Source organism: Rhizobium sp. SVR5-2C, assembly GCF_056755115.1.
On the sequence record NZ_JBNDHT010000070.1, the window covers coordinates 1 to 24,564 of the forward strand.

17 protein-coding genes and 1 pseudogene are annotated in these 24,564 nt (G+C 57.3%); 10 read left to right on the top strand and 8 right to left on the bottom strand.

The features are described 5' to 3' along the window. Positions 1-219 precede the first annotated feature (219 nt). The 4 genes and pseudogenes from ACPYOI_RS19855 to ACPYOI_RS19870 form a co-directional block, all read right to left on the bottom strand. Complete coding sequence (locus ACPYOI_RS19855; RefSeq protein ID WP_481423245.1) at positions 220-825, bottom strand: Tim44/TimA family putative adaptor protein; 606 nt, start codon at positions 823-825, stop codon at positions 220-222. 136 nt (positions 826-961) lie between these two features. Then, a complete protein-coding gene (locus tag ACPYOI_RS19860) occupies positions 962-1,267 on the bottom strand; it encodes a hypothetical protein (RefSeq protein ID WP_481423246.1) in 306 nt (101 codons plus the stop codon). Positions 1,268-2,457: 1,190 nt separating this feature from the next. Further along, positions 2,458-2,954, bottom strand: a pseudogene (locus ACPYOI_RS19865) (RrF2 family transcriptional regulator). A 61-nt stretch (positions 2,955-3,015) separates the two neighbouring features. Continuing rightward, positions 3,016-3,609, bottom strand: coding sequence for a group III truncated hemoglobin (locus ACPYOI_RS19870; RefSeq protein ID WP_481423247.1), 594 nt, complete (start codon positions 3,607-3,609; stop codon positions 3,016-3,018). A 330-nt stretch (positions 3,610-3,939) separates the two neighbouring features. Between ACPYOI_RS19870 and ACPYOI_RS19875 the strand changes: the two genes are divergently transcribed. The 6 genes from ACPYOI_RS19875 (at position 3,940) to ACPYOI_RS19900 (ending at position 10,222) form a co-directional block, all read left to right on the top strand. Continuing rightward, positions 3,940-4,698, top strand: a complete 759-nt coding sequence (locus tag ACPYOI_RS19875; protein WP_481423248.1) for a gluconate 2-dehydrogenase subunit 3 family protein — start codon at positions 3,940-3,942, stop codon at positions 4,696-4,698. Positions 4,699-4,893: 195 nt separating this feature from the next. After that, positions 4,894-6,495, top strand: coding sequence for a GMC family oxidoreductase (locus tag ACPYOI_RS19880; RefSeq protein ID WP_481423249.1), 1,602 nt, complete (start codon positions 4,894-4,896; stop codon positions 6,493-6,495). Positions 6,496-6,609: 114 nt separating this feature from the next. Continuing rightward, a complete protein-coding gene (locus ACPYOI_RS19885; protein ID WP_481423250.1) occupies positions 6,610-7,017 on the top strand; it encodes a c-type cytochrome in 408 nt (135 codons plus the stop codon). Between the two features lie 214 nt (positions 7,018-7,231). Further along, the gene (locus ACPYOI_RS19890; RefSeq protein WP_481423251.1) at positions 7,232-7,600 is read left to right on the top strand and encodes a DUF488 domain-containing protein; all 369 of its coding nucleotides are present in this window, start codon (positions 7,232-7,234) and stop codon (positions 7,598-7,600) included. A gap of 136 nt (positions 7,601-7,736) precedes the next feature. Then, positions 7,737-8,393, top strand: a complete 657-nt coding sequence (fsa, locus tag ACPYOI_RS19895; RefSeq protein WP_481423252.1) for a fructose-6-phosphate aldolase — start codon at positions 7,737-7,739, stop codon at positions 8,391-8,393. A 1,184-nt stretch (positions 8,394-9,577) separates the two neighbouring features. Further along, positions 9,578-10,222, top strand: coding sequence for a universal stress protein (locus ACPYOI_RS19900; RefSeq protein WP_481423253.1), 645 nt, complete (start codon positions 9,578-9,580; stop codon positions 10,220-10,222). A 690-nt stretch (positions 10,223-10,912) separates the two neighbouring features. On the opposite strand, the gene ACPYOI_RS19905 is transcribed toward ACPYOI_RS19900, so the two are convergent. Beyond that, positions 10,913-11,557, bottom strand: coding sequence for a uracil-DNA glycosylase family protein (locus ACPYOI_RS19905; protein ID WP_481423273.1), 645 nt, complete (start codon positions 11,555-11,557; stop codon positions 10,913-10,915). 767 nt (positions 11,558-12,324) lie between these two features. Here ACPYOI_RS19905 and ACPYOI_RS19910 point away from each other — a divergent pair. After that, complete coding sequence (locus ACPYOI_RS19910) at positions 12,325-14,823, top strand: NAD-dependent epimerase/dehydratase family protein (protein ID WP_481423254.1); 2,499 nt, start codon at positions 12,325-12,327, stop codon at positions 14,821-14,823. 1,094 nt (positions 14,824-15,917) lie between these two features. Here the strand turns inward: ACPYOI_RS19910 and ctaD are convergent. Both ctaD and ACPYOI_RS19920 read right to left on the bottom strand, forming a co-directional pair. Further along, positions 15,918-17,513, bottom strand: coding sequence for a cytochrome c oxidase subunit I (ctaD, locus tag ACPYOI_RS19915; RefSeq protein WP_481423255.1), 1,596 nt, complete (start codon positions 17,511-17,513; stop codon positions 15,918-15,920). 482 nt (positions 17,514-17,995) lie between these two features. Next, positions 17,996-19,531 carry an FAD-dependent oxidoreductase gene (locus ACPYOI_RS19920; RefSeq protein ID WP_481423256.1) on the bottom strand — a complete coding sequence of 512 codons (1,536 nt, stop codon included), beginning with the start codon at positions 19,529-19,531 and terminating at the stop codon, positions 17,996-17,998. A 338-nt stretch (positions 19,532-19,869) separates the two neighbouring features. Between ACPYOI_RS19920 and ACPYOI_RS19925 the strand changes: the two genes are divergently transcribed. The 3 genes from ACPYOI_RS19925 (at position 19,870) to ACPYOI_RS19935 (ending at position 22,363) form a co-directional block, all read left to right on the top strand. Continuing rightward, positions 19,870-20,715, top strand: coding sequence for a LysR family transcriptional regulator (locus tag ACPYOI_RS19925; protein WP_481423257.1), 846 nt, complete (start codon positions 19,870-19,872; stop codon positions 20,713-20,715). A 658-nt stretch (positions 20,716-21,373) separates the two neighbouring features. Next, a complete protein-coding gene (locus ACPYOI_RS19930) occupies positions 21,374-21,721 on the top strand; it encodes a carboxymuconolactone decarboxylase family protein (RefSeq protein WP_481423258.1) in 348 nt (115 codons plus the stop codon). Positions 21,722-22,072: 351 nt separating this feature from the next. Further along, complete coding sequence (locus ACPYOI_RS19935) at positions 22,073-22,363, top strand: hypothetical protein (RefSeq protein WP_481423259.1); 291 nt, start codon at positions 22,073-22,075, stop codon at positions 22,361-22,363. A gap of 435 nt (positions 22,364-22,798) precedes the next feature. Here ACPYOI_RS19935 and ACPYOI_RS19940 read toward each other — a convergent pair whose 3' ends face one another. Beyond that, entirely contained in the window at positions 22,799-23,713 is a 915-nt protein-coding gene (locus tag ACPYOI_RS19940) for an ABC transporter ATP-binding protein (RefSeq protein WP_481423260.1), read from the bottom strand. Positions 23,714-24,564 lie beyond the last annotated feature (851 nt).

Consider the following 24,564-nt stretch of genomic DNA (forward strand, 5'->3'; position numbering starts at 1 on the left):
TATCAATCGCCGCGCGAGTTCATCAGCTCGCAATCTCAAACCTGAGCATGTCCGGTCTTTTGGGGGCTACTCCAATAGAAGAAGCTCGGACTTAGCAGGCATCACGAACGATTGTTGAGACTGTCGTCGGGCTGGAGGTCGAAGAGGATCTGATACCGATCTCACCGAGAACGTTTCGGCAATTGCCTGAGAGCCTAGACATGTAGGTTTCGCGTGTTTTTAGTCGGTCGACACCACTTGCCATGGCAGGTCAGGACTGGACAGTTGCCGTGAGAACGTCCACGTGTGGTGAACGTGAACGACCTTCTTGGGATCCCCTTCGATGATCGCATTCTCAGCCGATCGGGTACACTGGACAACTTCCGGGGAGAACAGGATCGTCACGTTGACGCTCTCGCGTTCAACGACGACACTTAAGATCACCGGTGAGGGCTCGTTGATCAGGATGAATTCCGAGGTCTCGCCCCGCGATTTGCGCGCCTCAATCTTATGCTCAAACGTTGCGAGGACAGTGGCGCCCAGCAGCGGACGCAATGTATCAAGATCACCCGCAATGAAGGCGCTAATCACTATTTCATAGGTGTTCGCTGCATAGCTTAGGAAGTCTTCAGCGATGAAGTCCGGATCGACATCGCGCAATGCTCGTAGCGCTGAACGCGGCAGCAAGGGTGTGCGCTCGTCATCCCGTGCCAACTCTTGCTTTGTGGTTTCGCCCAAATCGCTTGACGCCGCGTAGTTCTGTGAAAACAAGTTTATGAGCATCCAGTAGAACAGGACCAACGAAACAAAGTAGATCGTATTATTGAGGTTGATGGTCTCGGTCACGGGATTGCCTCCAACTGCTTTTCTGAAGGGATCCTCTCACTTGATGAGCGGGAGCGAAGAAGACTGGTGATATGATGGTGGAGACGACAGGCACCATTTCAGTGGCGTCAAATCCGCTAAGACGGTTGCTGAATTCCTAAAGGAAATCTTTGCCGCCGGCGCCAACGAACTCAGTACGAAAACCCTGAGCCCGTGCACGTTTGATAAATCGATCCGCGCTCAAGACGTCGACGATGATGCTTCCGCCCAGACAGTAACCGAACGGCTGACATAGTTCCTCGCGGACCCAAGCATCGGCCCGTGGCGAGCGGATTGAAATTTCCCACTGATCAACCGTCGTTCTATCGAGCGTGAAATCGCAGTCGTGGCGATGCGGCGCAGGGCATCCCGCTCCCGCAAGCAGCGCTTCGCTGGTCCGTGAACTCTCTAGATCAATGGTCATTGGTACGCTCCTTGCCTGTTGCGATGCGGTGATCATCGATGCTCGTCTTGGGCGGGACTGAGATCACCTTCGTTGTTATGGCGTCTTTGGTGCACAGGACATCAGGCCGTGGAGCACTGCAGACAACTGTTCCTCCGCCTATCTCTCCGCCGGAGAGATATCGGAGCGCCCGGCCGTGCATCGCGGCACTTCGGTCGACGGCATGTCGCACCGCTGCCATTAGAGCCCATCGCTCTTGTGGATCATGGAGGCGAAGTAGACGCGTGAGCGCCGTGAGTTCGACCAGTCAGTCGCGTTTAGCTCTGAGCATGGTCAAATCCTTTCTCGGCGCCGCCAGGCATTCGGCCTCAGGGAGCCCGATACGCGCTCAAATCGGCAGACGGTCCGCAGTCCATGATCGCGATACGTCATAACGAAACCAATGTGTATTGTTTCTAATTAATAGGCAAACGGAATTTATTGTTCATTAAGAACAAAAATATTGCACTAAAAATGGCGCGCCGTTTGGCACGGGTTTGGCGATGTGGATCAAGTCCGCCATGGAGGTGGATTAATGGATATTTTGTTGGAACTCACGACAGCGCCGCCAGCTACGGAGGAAGGGCAAGCGGGTCCGTTCTGCGTGGTGCATAACGGCGATCGTCACAAGACGTCTGAATGCTCCAGCCGGCCAGATGGCGCTAGCGCCTTCATTGCCTCTGCTACAAGGGCGAAGTCTCCAATATCGGCTCCAAGCCGGATCCACGCGGCGACCGGCCTCAGTTTCATATTCGGCGCGGCCGGTGCGACGTGGGATACGCGGCACCGTGAAGTTGAGATAAAAAATTTCCAGCAGTCATCGCTGCCGCTCAATCTGAGCGACCATCCCGCGGCTGTCGTTCCGATCGGCCCGATCGAGAAGGGTGTGATTAGACGAACATCATGATGATGATTGCGTCGATGACGATCAGCGCAAGCCCGCCCATCAACATTGGCAACAGACTGTTGTCCTGGTCGATATCAGACTTTATTTGCTTTGTTACCTAATTTTCGTTCTTCTTTGATCTAGTCATGGCTCGTCTCCATCCGAGAAAAGCGGCAGGCTCTGAGCAAAAGGTAATTCGCCGGAGTAGGTGAAGGCGACGGATCCTTGCTCCCCCTTGAGCCGATGCAGCGACGAGATGGCCGGCTCTCCCTTCTTCGTTCCGTAATCACCCTGTCTCCGATCCTGACAAAGACGCCGACTTTGCCCGCCTTCCTCGCGCTTCGCCGGAACCGGAGGATGGCAGCTGTCCACCGAGGAAGTCCTGGGGTATCAGCCCCACGTCAGCCAGCGTGTAGCGGTCGAGGATGATCTGGACTGAGGCCATTGCTTCGCTAAACATTCTTGAAAGCTTGCAGGAGCCGGTGAGCACGCATTGGTTTCCGGTGGCAAAGCACTCTACAATTTCGAAATCCGGCTCGGTCAGTCGTACGACATCGCCGATCCGGATCATCTTGGGCGGGAGCCCAGAACAAGGCCGCCTGAACGGCCGCGGACCGCCTTCAGATAGCCGCCGCGCGTCAGGGTATTGGCGACCTTGTTAAGGTGGGTCTTGGACACGTTGAAAGTGCGCGCGACCTCCTCGATCGTGATCAGGCGATCACCTGCGGAGGCAGCATACATCAGCATTCTCAAAGCATAGTCCGAGAAATTGGTCAGCCGCACGGATGGCTCCTCCCATGAATTGCGGTGCCTTTGTTGAGGCCATTCACACACCACTCCGGCATCACAGGTCCTTCTCGACAATGAGTTTGATGCCAAGTGTGGTCTCGCCACGGCTGAAAGCGACCGCGAGGCGGAAACTGTGAGCGATGCGTAGGGCGCGATCCATGAAAAGTGCCGTCACCTCGGGTGGGAAGATGCGGCGCACGGTGGCGCGAAACAGCTTTAACCAACGCCGAAAATGTTCGTCGCCGAGACCGGAGATCGCCACGTGTGGCGGCAATGGCCGGCCTTCAGATCGGGACGTCCGGAGCAGCATAGCGGACCAGAAATCGCACATCTTAGCCAAATGGCGTGGCCACACGTCGGGTTGGATGGCGTGATGGAAGATCGGGCCGAGAAGGTCGTCGCGGCGAATTTCATCATAGAAGCCGTGAACCACATTATGGATCATGGTCTCGTCAAGCGTATTCGGCAACGGGACGCCGTCAATGACAATCGTTCTATTGCTCCGGCTATTCCCACTCATGCTATTGTTCCCATGTTCTATAGGCCGCGGCGGCTTTGGCATCATCGCCAAGCAATCCAGGTTTCTTGGTACGGGTCGTGGAGAATATTCGCCGATCGCCAACACCGTATACTGGCCGGTTGCCAACACCAAGGACTGCTGGGCTCGACATCGAATACGCGCAAGTTTGCAGTCGTGTCTTGCGATAAGTCCATGGATTACATTTTCACGTCGAACTCGATCCATAGTCCCATGTTTGTCGAGGCCGCTCTAGTCAGTGATATTCGCAACGAATAAGTCTTGTATCATAAAAACTGTATTCATTTACCGATTAAATTCATTTGCTTGTCGTGAAGCAAAAGAACTAGGCTTCAGGGAAATTTACAAAGCTTAGCGCTGGGCGCTGCGCAGTGCCGGTCGTAGTGGGCGCAAGCTCTCTCCGTCCTCATCGCCCCGCCTGCAGCGTCACGGGAGAGGATCATGTCGATGAGAGAAAAGAGCCAGGGCGACGTGGGACGTCGCGACGTTCTCAAGCTGTTCGGCGCGGCCGGAGCCGCGAGCACACTGCCGCTGGTGGGATCAGCATCGGCGGACGAAATGGCGGTTGCGACGACCGGCAAACCGCATCATCACGTGACCGGCGCTTCGACGTCGCATGCCCGGAACTCGGGCTATGAATTCTTCAATGTCGACGAATCCTCCTTCATCGAGGCCGCAGTCGATACGCTAATCCCCAGCGATTCAATCGGTCCTGGCGCCAAAGAACTCGGCGTTGCGATTTACATCGATCGGCAAATGGCCGGCGGATACGGCAAGGGCGATCGGCTCTATCTGGAAGGGCCGTTTGGTGAGGGTACGCCAGAGCAAGGCTATCAACTGCCGATGACGCCGTCCGAATTGATCCGGGCCGGTATGGCCGACGTCAGTGCATATGTGCAGAAAAACTACAAGAGCAGCTTCGACGGCCTTTCGCTGAAAGATCGTGCATCGGTGATGGCGGGTCTTGATGGCGAGAAAGTCGAGCTTTCCACGGTGCCAACGGCGACCTTTTTCGGGCTTCTGCTGCAGCTCACGATCGAAGGCTATTTCGCTGACCCGATGTATGGCGGAAACAAGAACAGAGCGGCTTGGAAGATGATCGGCTTCCCAGGCGTCGACGCCATGTACATGGACAAGATCGAACCCTTTCGGAACAAGCCCTATACGGCTGAACCGAAAGGCATCCAGGATCTCATTTGATCGGCGCACGAAGAAGGAGACTGTAACATGGCCACCAAACTCAACCCGGTCGATGTCCTGATTGTGGGTCTTGGGTGGACAGGCGGCATCATTGCCAAGGAGCTTGCATCGACCAAGCTGAAAATCGTTGCCCTTGAGCGGGGAGGCCCGCGTGCCACCAATCCGGACTTTATCGACCCACAGATCCATGACGAATTGCGCTACGCCGCCCGCCACGACCTCATGCAGAATGTGCCGCGGGAAACCATCACATTCCGCAACGATGAATCGCAAACCGCGCTGCCGATGCGTCAACTCGGCTCATTCCTGCCCGGTCAAGGCGTCGGCGGCGCCGGCGTGCACTGGAACGGCGTGACCTGGCGCTGGCTCGAATGGGATCATCAGGCGCGCACCCGGACGATCGACAAGTATGGCGAAAAGATTATCCCTCCTGATATGCACCTGCAGGACTGGCCGATCACCTATGACGATCTCGAGCCTTATTACGACAAGTTCGAAAAAACATGCGGCACCTCGGGCAAGGCAGGCAATATTAACGGCCGGAAGATTGATGGTGGCAACATCTTCGAGGGATCGCGAAGGGATGAGTACCCCAATCCGCCGATGTTTGCCGCGCAGAGCATGGTGATGTTCGAGAATGCGGCTCGCAACCTGGGCTACCACCCTTTTCCCAACCCGTCGTCAAACGCATCGCGGGATTACGTCAACCCCGATGGCGTGGCCTTCGGCCAGTGTCACTATTGTGGATTCTGCGAACGTTTCGGCTGCGAGGCGAATGCCAAGGCAAGCCCGCATTTCACGGTCATTCCACTGGCGGTGAAGAACCCAAATTTCGAGCTCCGCACCAACTCGGTCGTGCTGAAGGTTAATCTCGATTCGACCCGCAGGAAGGCGGTCAGCGTCACCTATCTCGATGCACGCGGGCGCGAACTCGAACAGCCTGCCGATCTCATCATCCTCTCGGCCTACGCGCTCGGCAACGTTAACCTGCTGCTGCATTCGGGGATTGGCATGCCCTATGACCCAAGAACGGGAAAGGGCGTAGTTGGGCGCAACTATGCTTATCAGTGCGGTGGCCGGGCTATCGCCTTCTTCGACAGGAAAACCATCCTGAATCGTTTCATGGGAGCAGGCGCGCTCGGCACCTGCATGGATGATTTCAACGGCGATAACTACGATTTCGTGAAGGCCGGCTATATAGGGGGCGGCGGTATCAGCTGCAGCAACTCGGGCGCCCGGCCTATCCAGTCGCATCCAACACCCCGCGGCACGCCGCGTTGGGGCTCGGAGTGGAAGAAGGCGGTGGCCGACAATTACGACCACGCGGCCAGCATCAGCAATCAAGGCGCGGTCATGGCCTACCGACAGAACTACCTGAGCCTTGATCCGACCTACACCGACGTTTTTGGACGTCCGTTGATGAGGATGACATTCAATTTTCAAGACAACGAAGTAGGGCAGATGAACGCTCAGGCCGACATCTGCGTAACAATAGCCAAGGAGATGGGTGCGACCAAGATCGATCGAGACGTCCCGCCAATCCCGTATTCGATTGTGCCCTATCAGAGCACGCACAACACAGGCGGGGCGGTCTTCGGGGCAGACCCAAGCACCAGTGTTCTAAACAAGTATCTTCAGGTCTGGGATGTTCCGAACGTATTCGTCACCGGCGCGTGTGTGTTTCCGCAGAACGCCGGGAAGAACCCGACTGGACCGGTGGGCGCTCTTGCCTATTGGGCTGTGGACGCGATCAAGAACCAGTATTTGAAGAAGCCTGGCCCACTGGTTCATGCCTGATGCAACGCCGTTCCGGGCCTGACAAACGGTGCGGTTCCGACGGTTGTATCTCCGACATTTCCAGCGGCAGCTCCGCCCGTGACAGCCGTTGTCGCCCATTGAAAAAGGCAAAACATGAAATCGACCATGCTTGGATTGGTAACTGCAATTCTGACCGCACTCGGATCCGCTCATGCACAGGAGACATCTTCCGGCAATGCCGAAGCTGGTGCCGTCGTCTTCAGGAAGTGCATGGCCTGCCACAAGGTCGGCTCCGACGCAAAGAACGGGGTAGGTCCGGTCTTGAATGGGGTCGTCGGACGAGTGGCTGGTGCATATCCGGATTACAGTTATTCCGCGGCGAACAAGAATTCCGGTCTGACCTGGGATGAACCGACGCTGACGACGTATCTGCGCGCGCCGCGCAAACTGGTCCCCCGCACAAAGATGGCATTTGCCGGTCTCAACAAGGACCAAGAGATCGCCGACGTAATTGCCTATCTGAAACAGTTCAATGTTCAGGGCCAGAAGTCCGCCCCCTGAGCCAGGCAGGCGACTTGTCCCGGCTGCAAAGGACAACCTTGATGAGATTTCTCCTACACCTGGGCCTGAGGTATTTCAGGATCCATGAGGTCGGCACCTACCGGCGCAGCATGGTATCGACCATCACTGGATCGAGAGGCATTGCGACGACATCTTCGTGTCACGTCGGATGCGGTCGACGAGGCAATCTTTACACGCGAAAGGATCGACATCGATGAGTAAAAAAATCTCCGAGACAGTGAAATTGAAACGGGCATATGAGACCCCGGCCATCGACGACGGCATGCGCGTGCTGGTTGACCGGCTTTGGCCACGTGGAGTCAAGAAGACCGAAGCAGCGATCGACCATTGGATGAAGGAACTCGCGCCAAGCGCCGAGCTTCGGAAATGGTTCGGACATGATCCTGCACGCTGGGACGAATTCCGCCGGCGGTACGCGGCGGAAATCCATGAACATCGCGATGAACTCGACCGATTGCGCGGCCTGATAGCGGAGGGCACGGTCACGCTGGTCTACTCGGCTCATGACGAAACCCACAATGATGCCGTCGTCCTCAGAGAGATTTTGGTGAGACATCGGTAGAGAGGTCATCTTCCGTTATTTTCCCGTCGCCCTTTCGAGGATGTAGGTGTGCGATCACAGCTGCGAGAGCAAAATCATCTCTCTGGAAACCAGCCTAAATCATCTAGTGAACCTAGTTACGTTGAGGAGAAGGACGATGAAGTTCTTTATCGATACAGCCGACATAACCGAAATCCGCGAACTTGCCGCCGCAGGCGTTGTCGACGGAGTGACCACCAACCCTTCGCTGATCGCAAAGACCGGCCGACCGCTCAAGGATGTGATCAAGGATATTTGCCAGACAATCGACGGTCCGGTTTCAGCGGAAGTCACGGCGATCGACGTCGACGGCATGATCGCCGAGGGAGAGCGATTGGCCAGCATTGCTGCCAACGTGGCCGTCAAGGTGCCATCCACCTGGGATGGATTCAGAGCGTGCCGGGCACTCAGCGAGCGCGGGCTGAAGGTCAATGTCACCCTCTGCTTTTCAGCCAACCAAGGATTGCTCGCGGCCAAGGCGGGTGCAGCCTATATCTCACCGTTCGTCGGAAGGCTGGACGACATCGGTCTAGATGGCATGGAAGTCGTCCGAGAAATCCGCACGATCTACGACAATGACAAATCCTTCAGGACCGAAATCCTGGCGTCTTCAATTCGCACACCTTTGCATATCAAGCAGGCCGCGATGGCAGGCGCCGATATTGCGACCGTACCGCCGGGGGTGCTCAGAAATCTTGCCAAACACCCGCTCACCGACAAGGGGTTGGCATCCTTCCTTGCCGACTGGGGTAAGACAGGGCAAACGATCCTTTGACGCTCGACGTAAATTTGATGGCAGGTCTAGTAATTGTCGCAACTAATGCTGGCCGCGCAAGAGGGTGGCTGAACCGACCTGGTATTGCCGGAGAGTTCATTCGGCCGTTTTACTGAACAAGTCACCGGCCAAGCTTATGGACATGCTCGTGTTTGGAGGCGCGACCGACCGCTCGCCCCGCGAGGGTGAATGACGGAGCGAGTTTTGCAAGGTGTCGCGCAATGCAACTCCCGGGCAGACATCATGCGATCGATGCAATGTCGGAATTTGGTGTAGGGCTGATAGTTGCGAGGTAGCCGAATGTCTGTTCAAGACTCACGCGCTCAAGCGTGTGATCTATTCCTCGGCCGCGGCGCAATTCCGAACATCGAGAATATTAGTTCGCTGGCGGTCACATACCGGCCGCCGGAATTTTAAGCGGCGCGGCCAATAGAAAATACCAATACCACTAGCGCCACGATCAACCATTCGGCTGAAACGCGGCGACAGCGACATGACGCTCTCCCGCGAACTCGGGGGAGAGCGCCAGAAGTCCAGATGGACGTAAACGGGTTAGCCGCCTGAACTCAAAGGGAACAGACAATTGAGAGCGCAAGACGATGGTTTCCGACGAGGGTTCTTGTTGCATTTATCATAAAAATTGCATGAAATTACCGATTAAATTCGTTTGCGTGAACATAAGGAACGGGGAAACTGCATCATATATCCTGTTCGGCCCGCAAACGAATGGGTAGGTTCGAACTTTCTGACGGTCCTGAAAACGTGAAGGCGCGCAAGCCATTCAGAAGGTGTTCCGAGACTGGTTGCCTGAGAGTTCTCGCCAAGGGAGAAGAGTGTGGCCGAAGTCCATAAGAAGCTAAACGAGCCAGTTCTTGTCCAAGGCATCGCGCTTGCCGACCTTCCCAATGGTTTGTTCATCGCTGCGGCGACGAGCAAGTGTTACTGGTGCGCCGCAATGCCGCAGTCTTCGCCAAGCGCCTCATTACCCGTTCAAGGGATGACGTCCAATGACCTACAAGTCAATCCTACTCAGTCTCAACATTGACGGGATAGTTGCTCCTGTCATCAAGCTCGGTGTCGAGTTGGCTCGGCGGTTCGATGCGCGCCTGATCGGTCTTTCGGCTGCCGATGTTCTGCCGCCCGTCGCGATGGAAGGAGGCGCGGTCTTCGAGGGTGAAAGCCTGATGCGCCAGCTGAAGAACATTGAGCGACGGACTGAGGACCTTCGCGCCGAATTCAAAGATCTTGCTGGTGCAACGGTTGAGACGGAATGGCGTGGTACCGTAGGCAATCCGACCCGTTTGCTGATCAACGCGGCGTGTATGGCGGATCTCATCGTCACAGCGTCGCCCGAGGGCGCCTCTTCTGGCAACGTTTATCGTTCCGCTGATCTAGGCAACCTAATCCTTCAGGCAGGACGACCTGTATTCGTCGCCTCGAAAAATCAGGAAAATTTCCGGATCAATAAGGTCCTTGTCGGGTGGAAGGACACGCGTGAAGCCAGACGCGCAATTGTCGATGCCATGCCGTTTCTGCAAATGGCTGAGGAGGTGCGGGTTATCACGATCAACGATGACGCAACTGATGAAACCTGGAACAGCCTGAGCGACGTTGTTGCCTTCCTGTCCCTTCACGCCGTAAAGGTGAAGGCGGACGTGCTTCCGGAAAAATCCAATGGCGGAACGATCGCCGATGTGGCCGATGCGATGCATGCGGACTTGATCATATCCGGCGCCTACGGCCACAGCAGATTCAGGGAGTGGATCTTCGGCGGTGCTACTCGCTCGCTGCTTGAAAATGACCGATTGAACCGGGTCATGTCGAATTGATTACATTGTTCAAACGGGCGGGGTTGGAGCGCGACTGCGGGGTCACCGCAGACACCGATCTAGAATTGAGGGAAGTTTCGCCGCCGGCGACAGCGCTCCTTGGCCCGACTGGGTGAGGACATTCGCGTGGAACACTGTCGGGGCGCTGAGCGCAAGGGCAGGACCGCGGCACGCAACATGGGCGAGGGGCTTGGCCGGACTCCCCGCCCAACTGGAGTTCGAGCTGGCCAGGACCGGGTGGCCAAATCCAGTCCCTCAGCCACAAATGCACCTGAATTGAGTCTACCACGCGGAGAACAGAGAATGACAGGACACAAGAAGGTCTCGCGTCGTCGCGCCACCCCGGTTGCGATGACGAAACGGTTTGAGGTCGGGGATCGGGTGAGTTGGAACTCGGAGGCAGGTCGCGTCAACGTACGATCATTGCGATTCATACTCAAAATATAGAGTACAAGGGCTACACGCATCACGCGAGCTCGCAATCTCCTCAATAGGAGATCAAGAGCAGCAAGACCGACCACGTGGCCCTGCACCGCGGCCAGGTGCTCACCCGATTGAGCGACTGACGGAAGCTCCGTGTGGGCACGTCCCGCTGAACGCGGCAGAAACTTCAAACCAAACCACTGGCGACCTTGCAGCTACGCTAATCCGGACCTGGCTTGGCTGAATTGAAAGAGATAATCGGGTTTATCATGACACCGGCTGATGAGGGGAATCCGCGCCCAGGATGGCAGCAACCCGGCCGCGCAGGTGAGGGGTCAATTCGTTCTCAAACCAGGGGTTGCGGCGCAGCCAGACTGTACTGCGCCACGAGGGATGAGGCAGCGGGATCACTGCGGAACCATAGGCGCGCCACGCGGCGACGGTCGCGGTCATCGACCCGCTCGCAGTGTGCTGCAGCGCCCACCGTTGAGCGTAACCGCCTACCAGAAGCGTCAGCTCCACCCTCGGAAGGCACGCCAGAAGCGACCGTCGCCAGAGTGCGGCACAGCGGGGCGGTGGCGGATAGTCTCCGCTTTTGGGATTGGTCCCCGGAAAGCAGAACGCCATAGGGACCACGCCAATTCGCGCGTCTGCATAGAAAGCGCTGCGATCCAGCCCAAGCCACTCGCGCAAACGATCGCCTGAGGGATCATCGAATGGCAGACCACTCTCCTGCACGCGTCGTCCTGGCGCCTGGCCGCAGATCAAGAGACGGGTCTCGGTGGTTACCTGCACCACCGGGCGTGGTTCGTGGCTGAATTCTCCAGCACACGCGCGACAGGCACGAATGCTCGACAGCAACCCCTCAAGTTGCGCCTCTTCCGACCTTGCACGTGTTTGGCGGCTCCACAGGTCGAAGTCGGTTGCAGCAACATCCACCACGTCGTTACATTCCTATTGTTGTCCTAATGATCAGTTCAGGCTGGCCATTGAAGCATGTAGGAACCTGGGTGAGATTCGACCAGCTGCTACCAGCGTCGCGCGACCGTTCGCCACGGGGAGGCCGGCGTTTGACTGGCAAGTTGAGGCGCAGACACTTGGATGGTCGGCCATAAAGACCACCTGTAACGGGCAGGAAGCAGGCGTAGTTCGCATCCACTTCTGCGTCGGATGATCCGGAATCGCTAAGTGGAAGGTGAAGATTTCGACGTCGTTGACCAACCGGCATTGCGATTCATCTCATATCAGTTCGTTGTCGTCGGAACGGACAAGGCTCTGGCGGTCTGGTGAGGAAAAGCTCTGCCTTGGGTAGGAAGATTGCCCGTGCTCTTGGGCTAGCAGATTAGGCGGCGCAAGAGAAACGCGGCGTGCCGAAGGCGTCGTTGAACAAGATAATTGCATTGAACTCTGAATTAAAATCGTTTTCGTTGATGGATCGGATGGCGTACGCTCGGTCGAAGTCCTTGATGCGAACATAAGTCCTTGTCGACGCGCCGCCGTGCCAGCGTTTGGCTTCATCTCGCTCGCTCGTGAGAATTGCAGGCACCTCCGTCCGACAAAGTCGCACCGCGCGATGAAGCTGCTTTGAGAGGGTGTAGCAGAATGTCCTGGGAGACAGATTCCAGATCGTTATGAAGCTCCTCCGACGTTAGCTTTGCCTAGAGCTCGAGGTTCATACCATGCCAACAGCGTCCAACTTTTCCAGACCAGTCTCAGATACACGGCCCGTTATTCTCATTACTGGCGGAGCCGGGAACCTTGGACGTTCGATCAGTCGAGCTCTTGGTCGGGATTATCGTATCGTTGCACTCGATCGAAGCGCACATGATGCAGACATGCTGGTTTTTGAAGTCGACATTACATCGGATGCTTCCGTCGAGTTGTCACTTCATAAATTTCGCGACATGTTCGGCCCGCGCATCGCCAGCGTTATCCATCTCATCGCATTCTTTGAATTTTCCGGCGAAGACGACCCGCGTTACCAGTCCGTCAACGTGGAGGGTACGCGTCGTCTGCTGAGCTCGTTGCAAAGCTTCGATGTTGAGCAGTTCGTCTATGCAAGCACCATGCTCGTCCACGCTCCGTGCAGCCCGGGAGAGCGGATTGACGAGCGCCAGCCGATTGATCCGCGCTGGGCATACCCGGAATCAAAAGCTGCGGCTGAGGAGGTCGTCCGCGCCGAACACGGGCATATCCCATATGTCATTCTGCGGCTGGCAGGGGTTTACGACGAACGCACAGTGGTGCCGACGATGGCCCACCAAATAGCGAGAATTTATGAGCACGACCTCCAGAGCTATTTCTATTCCGGCAGTACCCTCGTTGGTCAAGCGATGCTGCATCGCGAGGATATGGTCGACGCCTTCCGGCGCACCGTCGAACGCCGCGCAGAGCTGCCGCCTGAAGCCGAGATCCTGATCGGCGAGCCCGATGCGATCGGCTACGATGCTCTTCAGGACGAACTTGGCTATCACCTTCATGGGCAAGACGATTGGCCGACACTGCGCTTGCCAAAATTCTTCGCCTTCGCCGGCGCGTGGGTGCAGGGCAAGCTCGAGCCGGTGATACCGGATGTCATCGATCAGGGCGAGGAACCATTCATCAAGCCATTCATGGTCGGCATGGCCGACGACCACTACGCGCTCGATATTGGGCGCGCGCGCGACCTGCTCGGCTGGGAGCCGCGGCATCGGCTGACGGACGAACTGCCCCGGCTCGTCGCCACGCTCAAGGCCGACCCCGCCGGCTGGTATGACGCCAATCGCGTTACACCTCCGGCATGGTTTGGCGAGGCCGCGGGCGCCGGAAAAAACGCTGAGATCTTGAGGGTCACGCGCAAGGCGCAGGTCAAAGCCGAGCACGGCGCCAACCTCTGGGCGCATTTCGTCAATATCGGCCTCGGCACCTGGCTTCTGACTCAGCCGACGCTGATAAACGTTTCCGAGCCGCTTCTCCGCCGGAGCGAAATGGCACTCGGCGTCGCGCTCATCATCTGCGCTACGCTGGCGCTGTCCTGGCGCTTGCAGTGGGCGCGTTGGCTCTGCGCCGGCATCGGCGCCTCGGTCATGGCTATACCGTTCCTGTTCTCGACGGTGAACGCCACAGCGTATCTATCCGACACGCTCGTCGGCGCGCTGATCTTCGGCTTTGCGGTCTGCACCAAACCCGAGCCCGGTCCGTCGGCCGTGGCAGCGCTGACCGGTCCAAACGTTCCCGCCGGGTGGAGCTACAACCCCTCCGCCTGGACCCAGCGCCTGCCCATCATCGTGCTGGCGCTGATCGGCCTCTATGTGTCGCGGTATCTCGCCGGCTACCAGCTTGGCCATCTCCCGAGGGTATGGGACCCATTTTTTGTCGGCTCGTCCGGCGATCCGCAAAACGGCACCGAGGAGATTATCACCTCGTCGGTTTCGAAGGCCTGGCCGGTCTCCGATGCGGCCGTTGGTGGTTATACCTATCTGCTCGAGGTTCTCACCGGCATCGTCGGCTCGCGAATGCGCTGGCGTACGATGCCGTGGCTGGTCGTGCTGTTCGGCCTGATGATCGCACCGCTAGGTATCACCTCGATCGCCTTCATCATCATCCAGCCGGTGGTCATCGGCACCTGGAGCACGATGGCGCTGATCGGCGCGGCGGCAGTCCTTGTGCAGATCCCCTATTCGCTCGACGAACTGCTGGCGACGCTGCAATTCATGCGTCGCCGTATCAAAGTCGGCCAGAACTGGTTGCGCGTGCTCCTCTTTGGCGACACCGACGAGCTGGAGAGCGGAGCGGCGCAACCCGTCCAGGACGATTTCAATCGCTCGCCGGGTGCCGTGCTCAAGAGTATGATCGGCGGCGGTGTTAGCTTGCCGTGGAATCTGGCTCTCTCCGCGCTGATCGGCCTGTTCTTGCTGTTCACGCGCCTGACGCTCGGAGCCGAAGGCAACATGGCGAATGCGGACCATGTGATCGGCGCGCTTGTTTTGACCGTGATTTCGGTCGCCGCCGCGGAAGTCGCCCGGCCGGCTCGATACCTGAACGTGCTTCTGGGAGGCGCACTGTTCATTACGCCGTTGCTCTACGAAGCCAGCCTGATTGGAACGCTCGCAAGCATCGCAGCCGGGACCGCCTTGATCGTGCTCAGCTTTCGTCGCGGCCCAATCAGCGAGCATTACGGCAACTGGAATCCGCTTTGAGCAGGTCCTTCTGAAAGCCGAGGCGTGTGGGCCAAGTCTACGAATTTAGTCAGTCAAGATGCTAGTCATGCGGCTCGGCGCAGAGCGAGTTTGTGCCCACATGGCGGCTGGCGGTTGGACCTACCCACCCGCCTGTTGCAATGGCGACGATGTCGATGGTGATTGCCAAGCGATTCCGAGATCGGATGTCACGAAAGGGCTTTTCGGATTCTCAATTCACCTTCATCCGGGAGACCATCATCTTGTGACCAGAAATCAGCTATTGTTAATCCCTTACGGAACAGAGATTCCATCTCACGACTATGACTATCACATCTGCCTTCAGCCAACAGATGACCGTTCTGAAGCTGCGGGAATGGGGAAGGATGGGAAATACCGTGTTAACTGCTTCTTTGTGCCTCCGGACGGGGTTTGATTGGTAATCCTCTCGTCGTTCCGCGATGGCAGCAGGCACGAGGTGCGCAGTTCAGTCGTGCTCACTCCTACCACAAAGCTGCCAACGCCAGCCTCACCGATTAGGGGCATTTGCTACATAATTCCGCATCCATATGCATCTAGCAGTTTGCCTGCGTCCCAAGCCTCGTGAATCAAGACAGTGAGCGCCGTGATGACGCAGGGCAAGATCTCTTCGGAGAACGTTCGAGCCATTCGTCAGGCGGTGATACTTGCTTGCGCATTTGACAAGCCAGGCAGCGAGATCGATTTTAACTCGTCGTTGCGCGACACGGTCATCGCAGGCAACCAAGCATCCTCGGCAGTCGCTCGCTCGAAGACCTCGAGCACTTTGGGTCAAACAAGGCGCTTCGACGCCGGATGTTGCCGGTTGCCAAGAGCACAACTTCACGAGCAATGGCGTGTCGCTGGATGATGTGTTTTCGATACAGCAGGTTCACTGTTCCGTGGTCGCAGCTTCAGCTTAGCCTTGCCTTTCCCCGAGGGCAGAACCTGGCCCCAATTGCCCAGTAATTGCCCAGCAGAAGGCGACGACCGCCACGACCAGGATCTGGTTGTTTGGATATGGAGTCTCGTTCACGACGTTCTCTCCACGAGACTTCGAGGTAATAGCGGTGCCGATTTGAAGTCGGAGCCGAATGTTAGAGAATGCGTGGCAGCCTTTCCCATTGATGGAAGGGCGGTGGCGACGGTAACTGCCATTCGAGTGTGGTCGCCTCATCGCCCCATGGATTGGCGCCGGCCTGGCGTTTGCGGCTGAAAGCCTCCGCCACCGTGACAAAGAAGACGATAAGCCCGACCGTCGAAATGTAAGACCCGATCGAGGAGACGAAATTCCAGCCCGCGAAAGCGTCGGGATAGTCGGCATAGCGTCGCGGCATGCCAGCCATGCCGAGAAAATGCTGAGGGAAGAAGGCGAGATTGACGCCTATCAATGTCAGCCAGAAATGCAGCCTGCTGAGTGTTTCGCTGTACATGTAACCAGTCATTTTCGGAAACCAATAATAAAAGCCAGCAAAGATGGCGAAGACGGCGCCCAGCGACAGCACATAGTGAAAGTGAGCGATCACAAAATAAGTGTCGTGAAACATGCGGTCGAGGCCGGGGCTGGCAACCATAATCCCCGTGACACCGCCAATGGTGAAGAGCAGAACGAAGCCGAGAGCCCAGAGCATGGGCGCCTTGAAATCGATCGATCCGCCCCACATGGTCGCCAGCCACGAAAAGACCTTCACGCCGGTTGGAACGGCGATGACCATTGAGGCGAAGGCGAAGTAACGCTGGGTGTCCGCAGACAGGCCGGAGGTATACATATGATGCGCCCAGACGACAAAGCCAATCGCACCGATCGCCACCATTGCATAGGCCATGCCGAGATAGCCGAAGATCGGCTTCTTGGCGAAGGTCGAAATGACATGGCTGATGATCCCGAAACCAGGCAGGATCATGATGTAAACTTCGGGATGGCCGAAGAACCAAAACAGATGTTGGTAGAGGATCGGATCTCCGCCGCCGGACGGCGCGAAGAAGGTCGTCCCGAAATTGCGGTCGGTCAAAAGCATTGTGATCGCACCGGCGAGCACCGGCAGTGATATGAGAAGCATGAAGGCAGTGACCAGCATTGACCAGGCAAACAAAGGCATCTTGTGCAGCGTCATGCCGGGCGCACGCATATTGAGGATGGTTGTGATGAAGTTAATCGCGCCGAGAATCGAGGAGGCTCCCGCAAGGTGGATCGATAGGATGACGAGGTCGACCGCAGGCCCCGGCTGGCCGTCCGTCGAATAGGGCGGATAGAGCGTCCAGCCGCCGCCATGACCGAGCGTACCTGGCGCTCCTGGGACGAATATCGAGGTGATGAAAAGGATAAACGACATCACCAGCAGCCAGAACGAAACATTGTTCAAGCGGGGAAATGCCATATCGGGCGCGCCGATCATGATTGGCACCATCCAATTGCCGAAGCCACCGATCAGCGCCGGCATGAGGACGAAAAAGATCATGACCAGCCCATGGGCGCTGACGACTACGTTGTAGACGCCCGGATCGTCAAATATCTGCAAGCCTGGCTCCTGCAATTCCATGCGGATCAACACGGAAAGGGCGGTACCGAGAACGCCGGCCATGATCGAGAACAGCAGGTAGAGCGTCCCGATATCCTTGTGGTTGGTCGAGTAAAACCACCTGACAAGAAACCGGGGCTTAGGATCATCCAGGACTGCGGCGGGATTAGACATAATCTGCTTCTTGCTCTTCACCTGCCAGCAGGCGGCCCGACTCAACGACGACGACGTTTCCGGTCCACCCTCCCAAGAAGATCAGACCTTGCCTGCGCTCATTCATTCTCAGGTGGCTATTACATCCGCTGGAACGTCGTGAGGCTGTGGATAGATGTTCTGGATCCTGCTGCGGGCGTAGCCGACGCCGACGGCGTGGGCCGTTTAGCATCGTCAACCAAATGAACGTCTTCCTGATCAGACATCGCATGTTCCAAATTCGTCACAGCCGACGCCGGCCGTGCCTTGAACGTTGCGCTGTATAAAACAGGAAAGCAAACGGATTTAAATGCAGTATAGGCGCAAGAAAATTGCATTGAAGCGGAAAGCTACGATGGAAATCGACCGCGCCCGCGCTTTTGGAACCGTTGATTCTGGCAGCTTTCTGAGAGTCGCCGATCGGTTCCCCGCGACCCAAGACAACGCAAGTATCCGGGTAGCACTCACCCGCGATTGGCCATTGCCCACTCGAACTCAAGTTCGGCGCGAACTCCGGCCAAGTCCCGATGGACAAAGGCGGCGGCCACCCTCTGTCCGCCGCGTCGATATGTGACTGTGCAGTCATTTTCCGCGAGGTTTCCGTCGATCTCCGTCTCATCCCATCCTTCGGCATGACCGACGTAAGCAAGACTGAAATCGTACTGTTCGGTCCAAAAGAACGGTACGCAATCGAACCGCTCGCGCTTACCGAGCATGTTGCGGGCAGCGGTCTGACCCTGGCGCTCGGCTACCACCCAATGTTCCACTCGAACGTTCTCGCCCGTGAGCCGGTCGGGCCAGCGGGCGATGTCGCCGGCGGCGAAAATCCCTGGGATACTGGTCTCCAGATACGTGTCCACAATTACTCCGCGGTCGAGCTTTAACCCGGCCTGTTTAGCCAAGATCAGGTTCGGGCGCACGCCGATCCCTGCGACGACAAAGTCGGCTTGAAGGATCTCGCCATTCTTCAGCGTGACGCCATCCGCGCCGATCGAGGCTGCCGTCGTGCCGAGGTGGAAGGTTACGCCATGGCGTTCATGAAGCGCTCGGATGTGCCGGCCGAGGTCGTCGCCGAGAATCCGTTGCATGGGGATTGCTCCGGGCGCGACCACATGCACCTCGACGCCCCGAGCGCGGAGAGAGGCCGTGACTTCCAGGCCGATGAAGCCGGCGCCGATCACCACGGCCCTACGGGACGCCGCCGCCGCGGCGGTCAATGCGTGGGCGTCCGCAAGCGTCCGTAAATAATGGACAGGAGGCCGTTCATCACCCGCATCTAACCGCACAGGCTCTGCGCCTGTGGCCAGCAGGAGGGCGTCATAGGCATATCGGGTCCCGTCGGTGAGCTCGACGTGCCGCGCCTTTGTGTCGATAACGCTCACCTGCGCCCGCAGCTTCAGATCGATGTCGTGAGCCTGGTAGAATTCAGATGAGCGCAGCGGATTCGAACTGTCTGGCGCGGTCCCCGCGAGATAGCCCTTCGACAGATTGGGTCGGTCACAAGGGCCTGCCTCATCGGCGGTCAGCATTGTCACGCGCCCTTTGTAGCCCTCATGCCGGAGGGCTTCAGCGGCCGCGTGGCCGGCAGCGCCGCCGCCGACGATCACGATCGACTCGGGCAGACCGGCGCGGGCTGGAAGCGATCGACGCGATACCGGCTGGCGACGCGCCCCAACCCGGATGTGGCCGCCAGTTTGCTCGACGTCATAACACGGGATTGATGAGAGAGCCGGGGCGCGCAGAGCCTCGCCGGTGCGCAGACTGAAGCACGCGTGATGCCAAGGGCAGCGAACAGTATTCTCCACCAGGAGCCCGTCGGCCAAGGGTGCGCCATAATGACTGCAGACCGATCCAACGGCGAATATTTCCTCGCCTCTGCGTGCCAGCAACACACGCTCGTCGCCGACACGGCCGGCGAGCATGGCACCATCTGCGAGCCGGCTCACTGGGATGCCGATGCTGAAGTCAAGGTTTTGGGTGTCATTCGTGTTGGAGCTCATGAAAGGCCTCTCATTGGACATGGCAACTCTGGCGGCCAACGCACGGATGTGGATCTCGGCGGCAAGCGGATGCACTCGTCTTGAAAAAAACGCAGCCGCCCACATCCCCGCAGGAGGAACCGCCAGCGCTGACGCCTTCTCTCGTCGTCATGATCTTTCCTGCACGCTCCAGACAATACGATGTGGTTTGCAAGGCGCGCGGGGGGCGCGCGCCAACTGACGCCTGCAGCGATTGACTAACGCCAGGTTCGGCTAGTTCTTAGGAAGGTAATGGGCTCGAATCTATCTGACAAAGGAATTTTATTGACCTTTGAGCGCAATTTTTATGTTATGTCGGTATGGACATCGAACTCGCACGTACTTTCATCGAAATTGTCTCGACCGGAAGCTTCCTTCGAGCTTCGGAAAAACTGAATGTGGCTCAGACGACCGTAAGCGCGCGAATTCGCAGCCTTGAGCAGCAATTGGGGCGCAGGCTTTTCACCCGACACAAAGGCGGAGCTTCGCTCACTCCTGCTGGTAAGCAGTTCCTGCACCACGCTCCAATGTTCGTCCAACTATGGCAGCGCACGCGCCATCAGGTTGCCGTGCCGACTGGCCGTCGCGCTGTTCTGACTGTCGGCAGCGAGGTCAACCTTTCGCAACCGCTGCTGCTTGACTGGGTCCGGTGGATGCGTCGGTCGCTTCCGGACATCGCTCTTCGCGTACATGTTGATGTGCCGCAGGATTTGATCAATCAAGTAGCATCGGGGACGGTCGACGTGGCGATCATGTATGCACCACAGTATCGACCGGGTCTAAAAGTCGATCTGCTCATGGAAGAAAAGCTCGTGCTGGTAACCACAGATCCCGAGTCGCGCGTGCTAGATGACGCTGACTATGTGCATGTGGACTGGGGGCCGGATTTTGCGCAGCACCAGGGAATGAGTTTCCCGGACGTCGCTCCGGATATCTCTTTCGATCTCGGACCACTCGCGCTCGGTTATCTTCTTGCTACAGGCGGGTCGGGGTACTTCAGACTGAGCACCGTGCAGCCTCACATCGCGTCTGGGCAGCTCCACCTCGTCCCCGAAACGCCGCAGTTCTCATATCCAGTTTACGCTGTGCAGTCTGCCAATTCAGATGAGACGGTCCTCGCGCCTGCCTTGCTAGGCCTGCACTCCATTTCGAGCGGTGATCTCTGAAGGACTAGCTGGAGTGAATGCGGTAGCGATATTCCAGTACGGTTGGCTCCTGACTTCGTCGGACTTCCCTATCCGGCTGGATGACGGGAATAGTAGATTGGCAGTGTTCCGAGCCCTTCTCACTCGCGGTGCTGATGTGCCCGCCACTCAATCGAGTGGACATGACCTCGGCAACGCCATCTCTATGCCATTCTGGGCCTTCGTGAAGAGGGATTGAAGACTCGCCACAGACTTCGGAAGGCATCCCGCCACCGTCATCCTGAATGCCGACTCGGACAAATGCTCCCGGACATGGCGGATCGGGCGTTGGCGTTCCCCGGACAAACCGTTTCGTGACGATCTTCTCTATGGCGCCGCCATCCCGCACGGCATCCCGGGGCGTTAATTACCAGATGTGAACCCCTGCATCCAGCAGCGCCGGACCACGGCAGATAGGGTCGCTCTGTGGGTTTCAGCCGCTCCGCCCTCCACCTCCAGTAACGGTTTAAAACGCTCCGTTCTACATTCAATCATTCGCAATTAGAGCGATCGCTTATCCAACAGAAAAATTGCACTCAACACGCATTCTAATTCATTTGTCAAAAGCATCACAAAGCAATAATCTTCGAGGAGATCTCGATGATCGTCATCCTACGACATCCTCAGTATGGAGCGATTAATGTCCGGAGCAACGTATCCACCTTCCATCCGGGAGCTTGCACAGAAGCGTCGCGAACTGGACCCCGAGACTGAGGCAGCCTTCCAGGCATTCAGCCAAAAGGTCTTTGCGGAAAGCGCGTTGCCTACAAAGGTCAAGCAGCTCATTGCCGTCGCCGTGGCGCATGTCACGCAATGTCCCTATTGTATTCGAGGTCATACCAAAGCGGCCCTGCGTCAGGGAGCCTCGCAAGAGGAACTGATGGAGGCGATCTGGGTCGCAGCCGAGATGCGGGCAGGCGGTGCCTACGCTCATTCGGCCCTTGCAATCGAGGAAATGGAGAAATCAGCGTCGCCAAAGAATACGTGAGCACAACATCAAGGGAAGCGCGTTTGCGGCGCTAATGGCGTCAACGCTGCCTTCCAACTGTGGGCGCCCCTGTCACGGAAAATCAGATGAGACGGCTGCCTTAGGACCTCTCCCGCCGCTTTAGGCTCCTCGTCGGCGGCTACGGAGTGTCCAGACACACGTCTCGCTTGTCCTCTTAGCCGGGGGAGCGTGCGGTAGAGCTGAAGCGAGCTGTCCGACTTTCCCTTCTCGACTTTTCAACGCCGGCGCGTGAACAAAGCGGCGGATCGAATAGGCTGGCCTGTCGTTCTTCGCAAGCTCAGGGGTACACTCGAGCCTGACGAAGAAAGCGTGAAGGCAAAGGAGAACGCGATGCTGTCGACTGAGCGGGATTTCAAGCGAGGGGGTGAACGTATGGCGATTCCAACGCAAGGCGAAATCGAAGGAAAGTTGCTGGTGTTCGAAGTCGTTGCCGTTGCTTCTTTGCAAGAACTTCTGGAGCACGAGCCTGCGCGGATGGTTTCCAAAGTCCGACGGCGGGTGTTGCATAATCTTAAGGAAAAAATCCGGTCGCTCAAGTTATGTGCGGAGGACGAGAGGGCTACGGTCGACTATGCATTGGGCGTGCTCAAGGCTGCTGTGGCGAAAGCGGATTCGCGGTAGTTTTTTGGCCATGCGAGGTCGCTCATGATCGAGGAAGTTGGAATTACCTTCGTGCTGGGTCATCGATCCTGAAGATGGGTTTTCGACGTGGGCGCGGGACCTGCAAGGCAGATCGGCAGAGGCGTCCTCGCGCTAGGAAGCGCGAATGTCCAAGGAGACGCGGCAAGTTCGGCCTCTTTGACTGGGGGTTTTGCTTTCGCAGCATCCCACATCGCTATGAGTTGCATCCGCGCCCAGGATGGAAGCCGACTCAACTAGATGTTCCAGAACCCAAGGTGATAGAACCGACCCGCGATGACTAGCACGGAACTCGGACACAACGGCGGTCAGGCGAGCTCAACAAACACGTTCCGGGTTTGGATCGCTCTAGTGATGCGGGCAGCATCGATGAAAATCACGTTGGCGCGAACTTTCGGCGATCATTGGATGATCTGATCAAGCGACGAGGCCGGCGTCCCGGATGAGCTCATACTTGAGCTGCGTCACTTTGAGGTCGCGATACCAATCTACCAATGCTCCCCAAGGGTCAGAGATCTTGTTGAGGCCGGCAATGAACGCCACGACAGTTCCAATCTCAATCCTGCCGGTGATGACGTAGTAGCCGCCAAGCGAGAATATGCCGGCGAAACCTAGGTGGAACATTAGGTTGATCAGGAAATTCAATGAATATTTGAGCTTGTAAATGCTTACGTTCGTCGAGAACAGCCTCTGAACGCGGGCGGCCTGATGGTGCGATGTTTTCGGTGAGGAATGGTGCTCCACCATCTCCTCGCTGAGATGGCGCATGACCGTTATCTTAGTCTTGACACGCTGATTGATGAGGCTCTGCAGAATAGGAACCAGGACAGCCTGCGGAATGAACACCGCTGCGACAGCCAGTGCTAGGAATGGCTGGAGATAGATCATGTAGCTGCCGACGGCCGCAAGAACACCCGCCTGAAGGACGGGCTCGGAAATGCTGGTGCCGACAAATCCGCCGACCGGCTCGGCCTCGGCGAGCACGATGGACATTTCAACGCCTTCCGCCAACGTCGTCTGTTCATCCAGGTGCTGCTTTCGCGCGTCAATAACCGCCATTCGCAGCCAGCGAATGGCTACTTCGCCGATCCAGCCCCGATAGATGTTGAGAACAAGCTTCACACCCCCTTCGGTCAGAACGACTGCGATGTAGGCGAAAGCAAGCACTAGGATACTATGGAAGCTGGAGCCTTCCGTTGCGCCGTTGACGATCCTCCTCTGAACCTCGAGCGGCAGGATACCGACGGTGAAGAGGACAATGGAGAGCAGGAGCAGTATCGTCTGATGAACACGACCCATCTTGAAGATGAAGCCGGTGAGCGTGCGCGGCATGGCACTTTCCTTCCGGATCTGGCATGCGGTTTTCTTGCGTCTGTGGCAGGCTGGGCTCGCAATGTGCTTTCGCATCTCACCCGGCATCCTCCAAGCCGCGAGATCAAATCGGACCTCAGAGGCATTTCATTGACCTATCGCAATTGCGATCGCCTGCGAAGGCGATCTGACGAGGTCAAGGACAGCACTCTCGAACAAGCCTAATCGTGTGTCGATGAAGATCGGCCTTTCGCTATCGGAAAGAGCCTTCACAGGAGGTTATCATGTCCTACAGCCCAGTTCGAACTTTCCCGATGCTGCCCACGAGGCGAGTGTCTGGATAAGCGAACTTGCAGAGCTTCTCGGCTGCGAATAACGCGTCGCCTACGCCGTGTTGCGTTAGCACTACCTTTTCCGTGGACGACAAGGCGTAGGTCGGTAGCCGTCTCCCCACAATCCTCGAATGACCGATTTCGGCGACGGACCTCATGAAGACGCTAGTTGAAAGTGAGCCTGGAATGATGAAACTCGGCTGCGGGCGGCTGCCACGGCAGCAGATCCCCCGGTATGAAGATGGGAACTCGACAAACCTTCCCCGCCACCGGCAGTTAGATAACCGATTACGGCATGCAGAATGACTATGGATGGCACGAGGCGACCACTAGTATCGTCCAAGCATACGGTCGAGATTTGATGGCGATGAACTTCGAGCGGCTTCGAGCACGGATGAATGAGCTGGATCGGCTTATCGAAACCCTTGAGCGTCGCAAAACAAGGCCATATTCAAAAGATGCTCGGGAGCTAAAATCGATCGCCTTCGTAGCCGCCTCCGGGAAAGGCTCGATCAGCATACGAATGTCGCCAGTCTATTG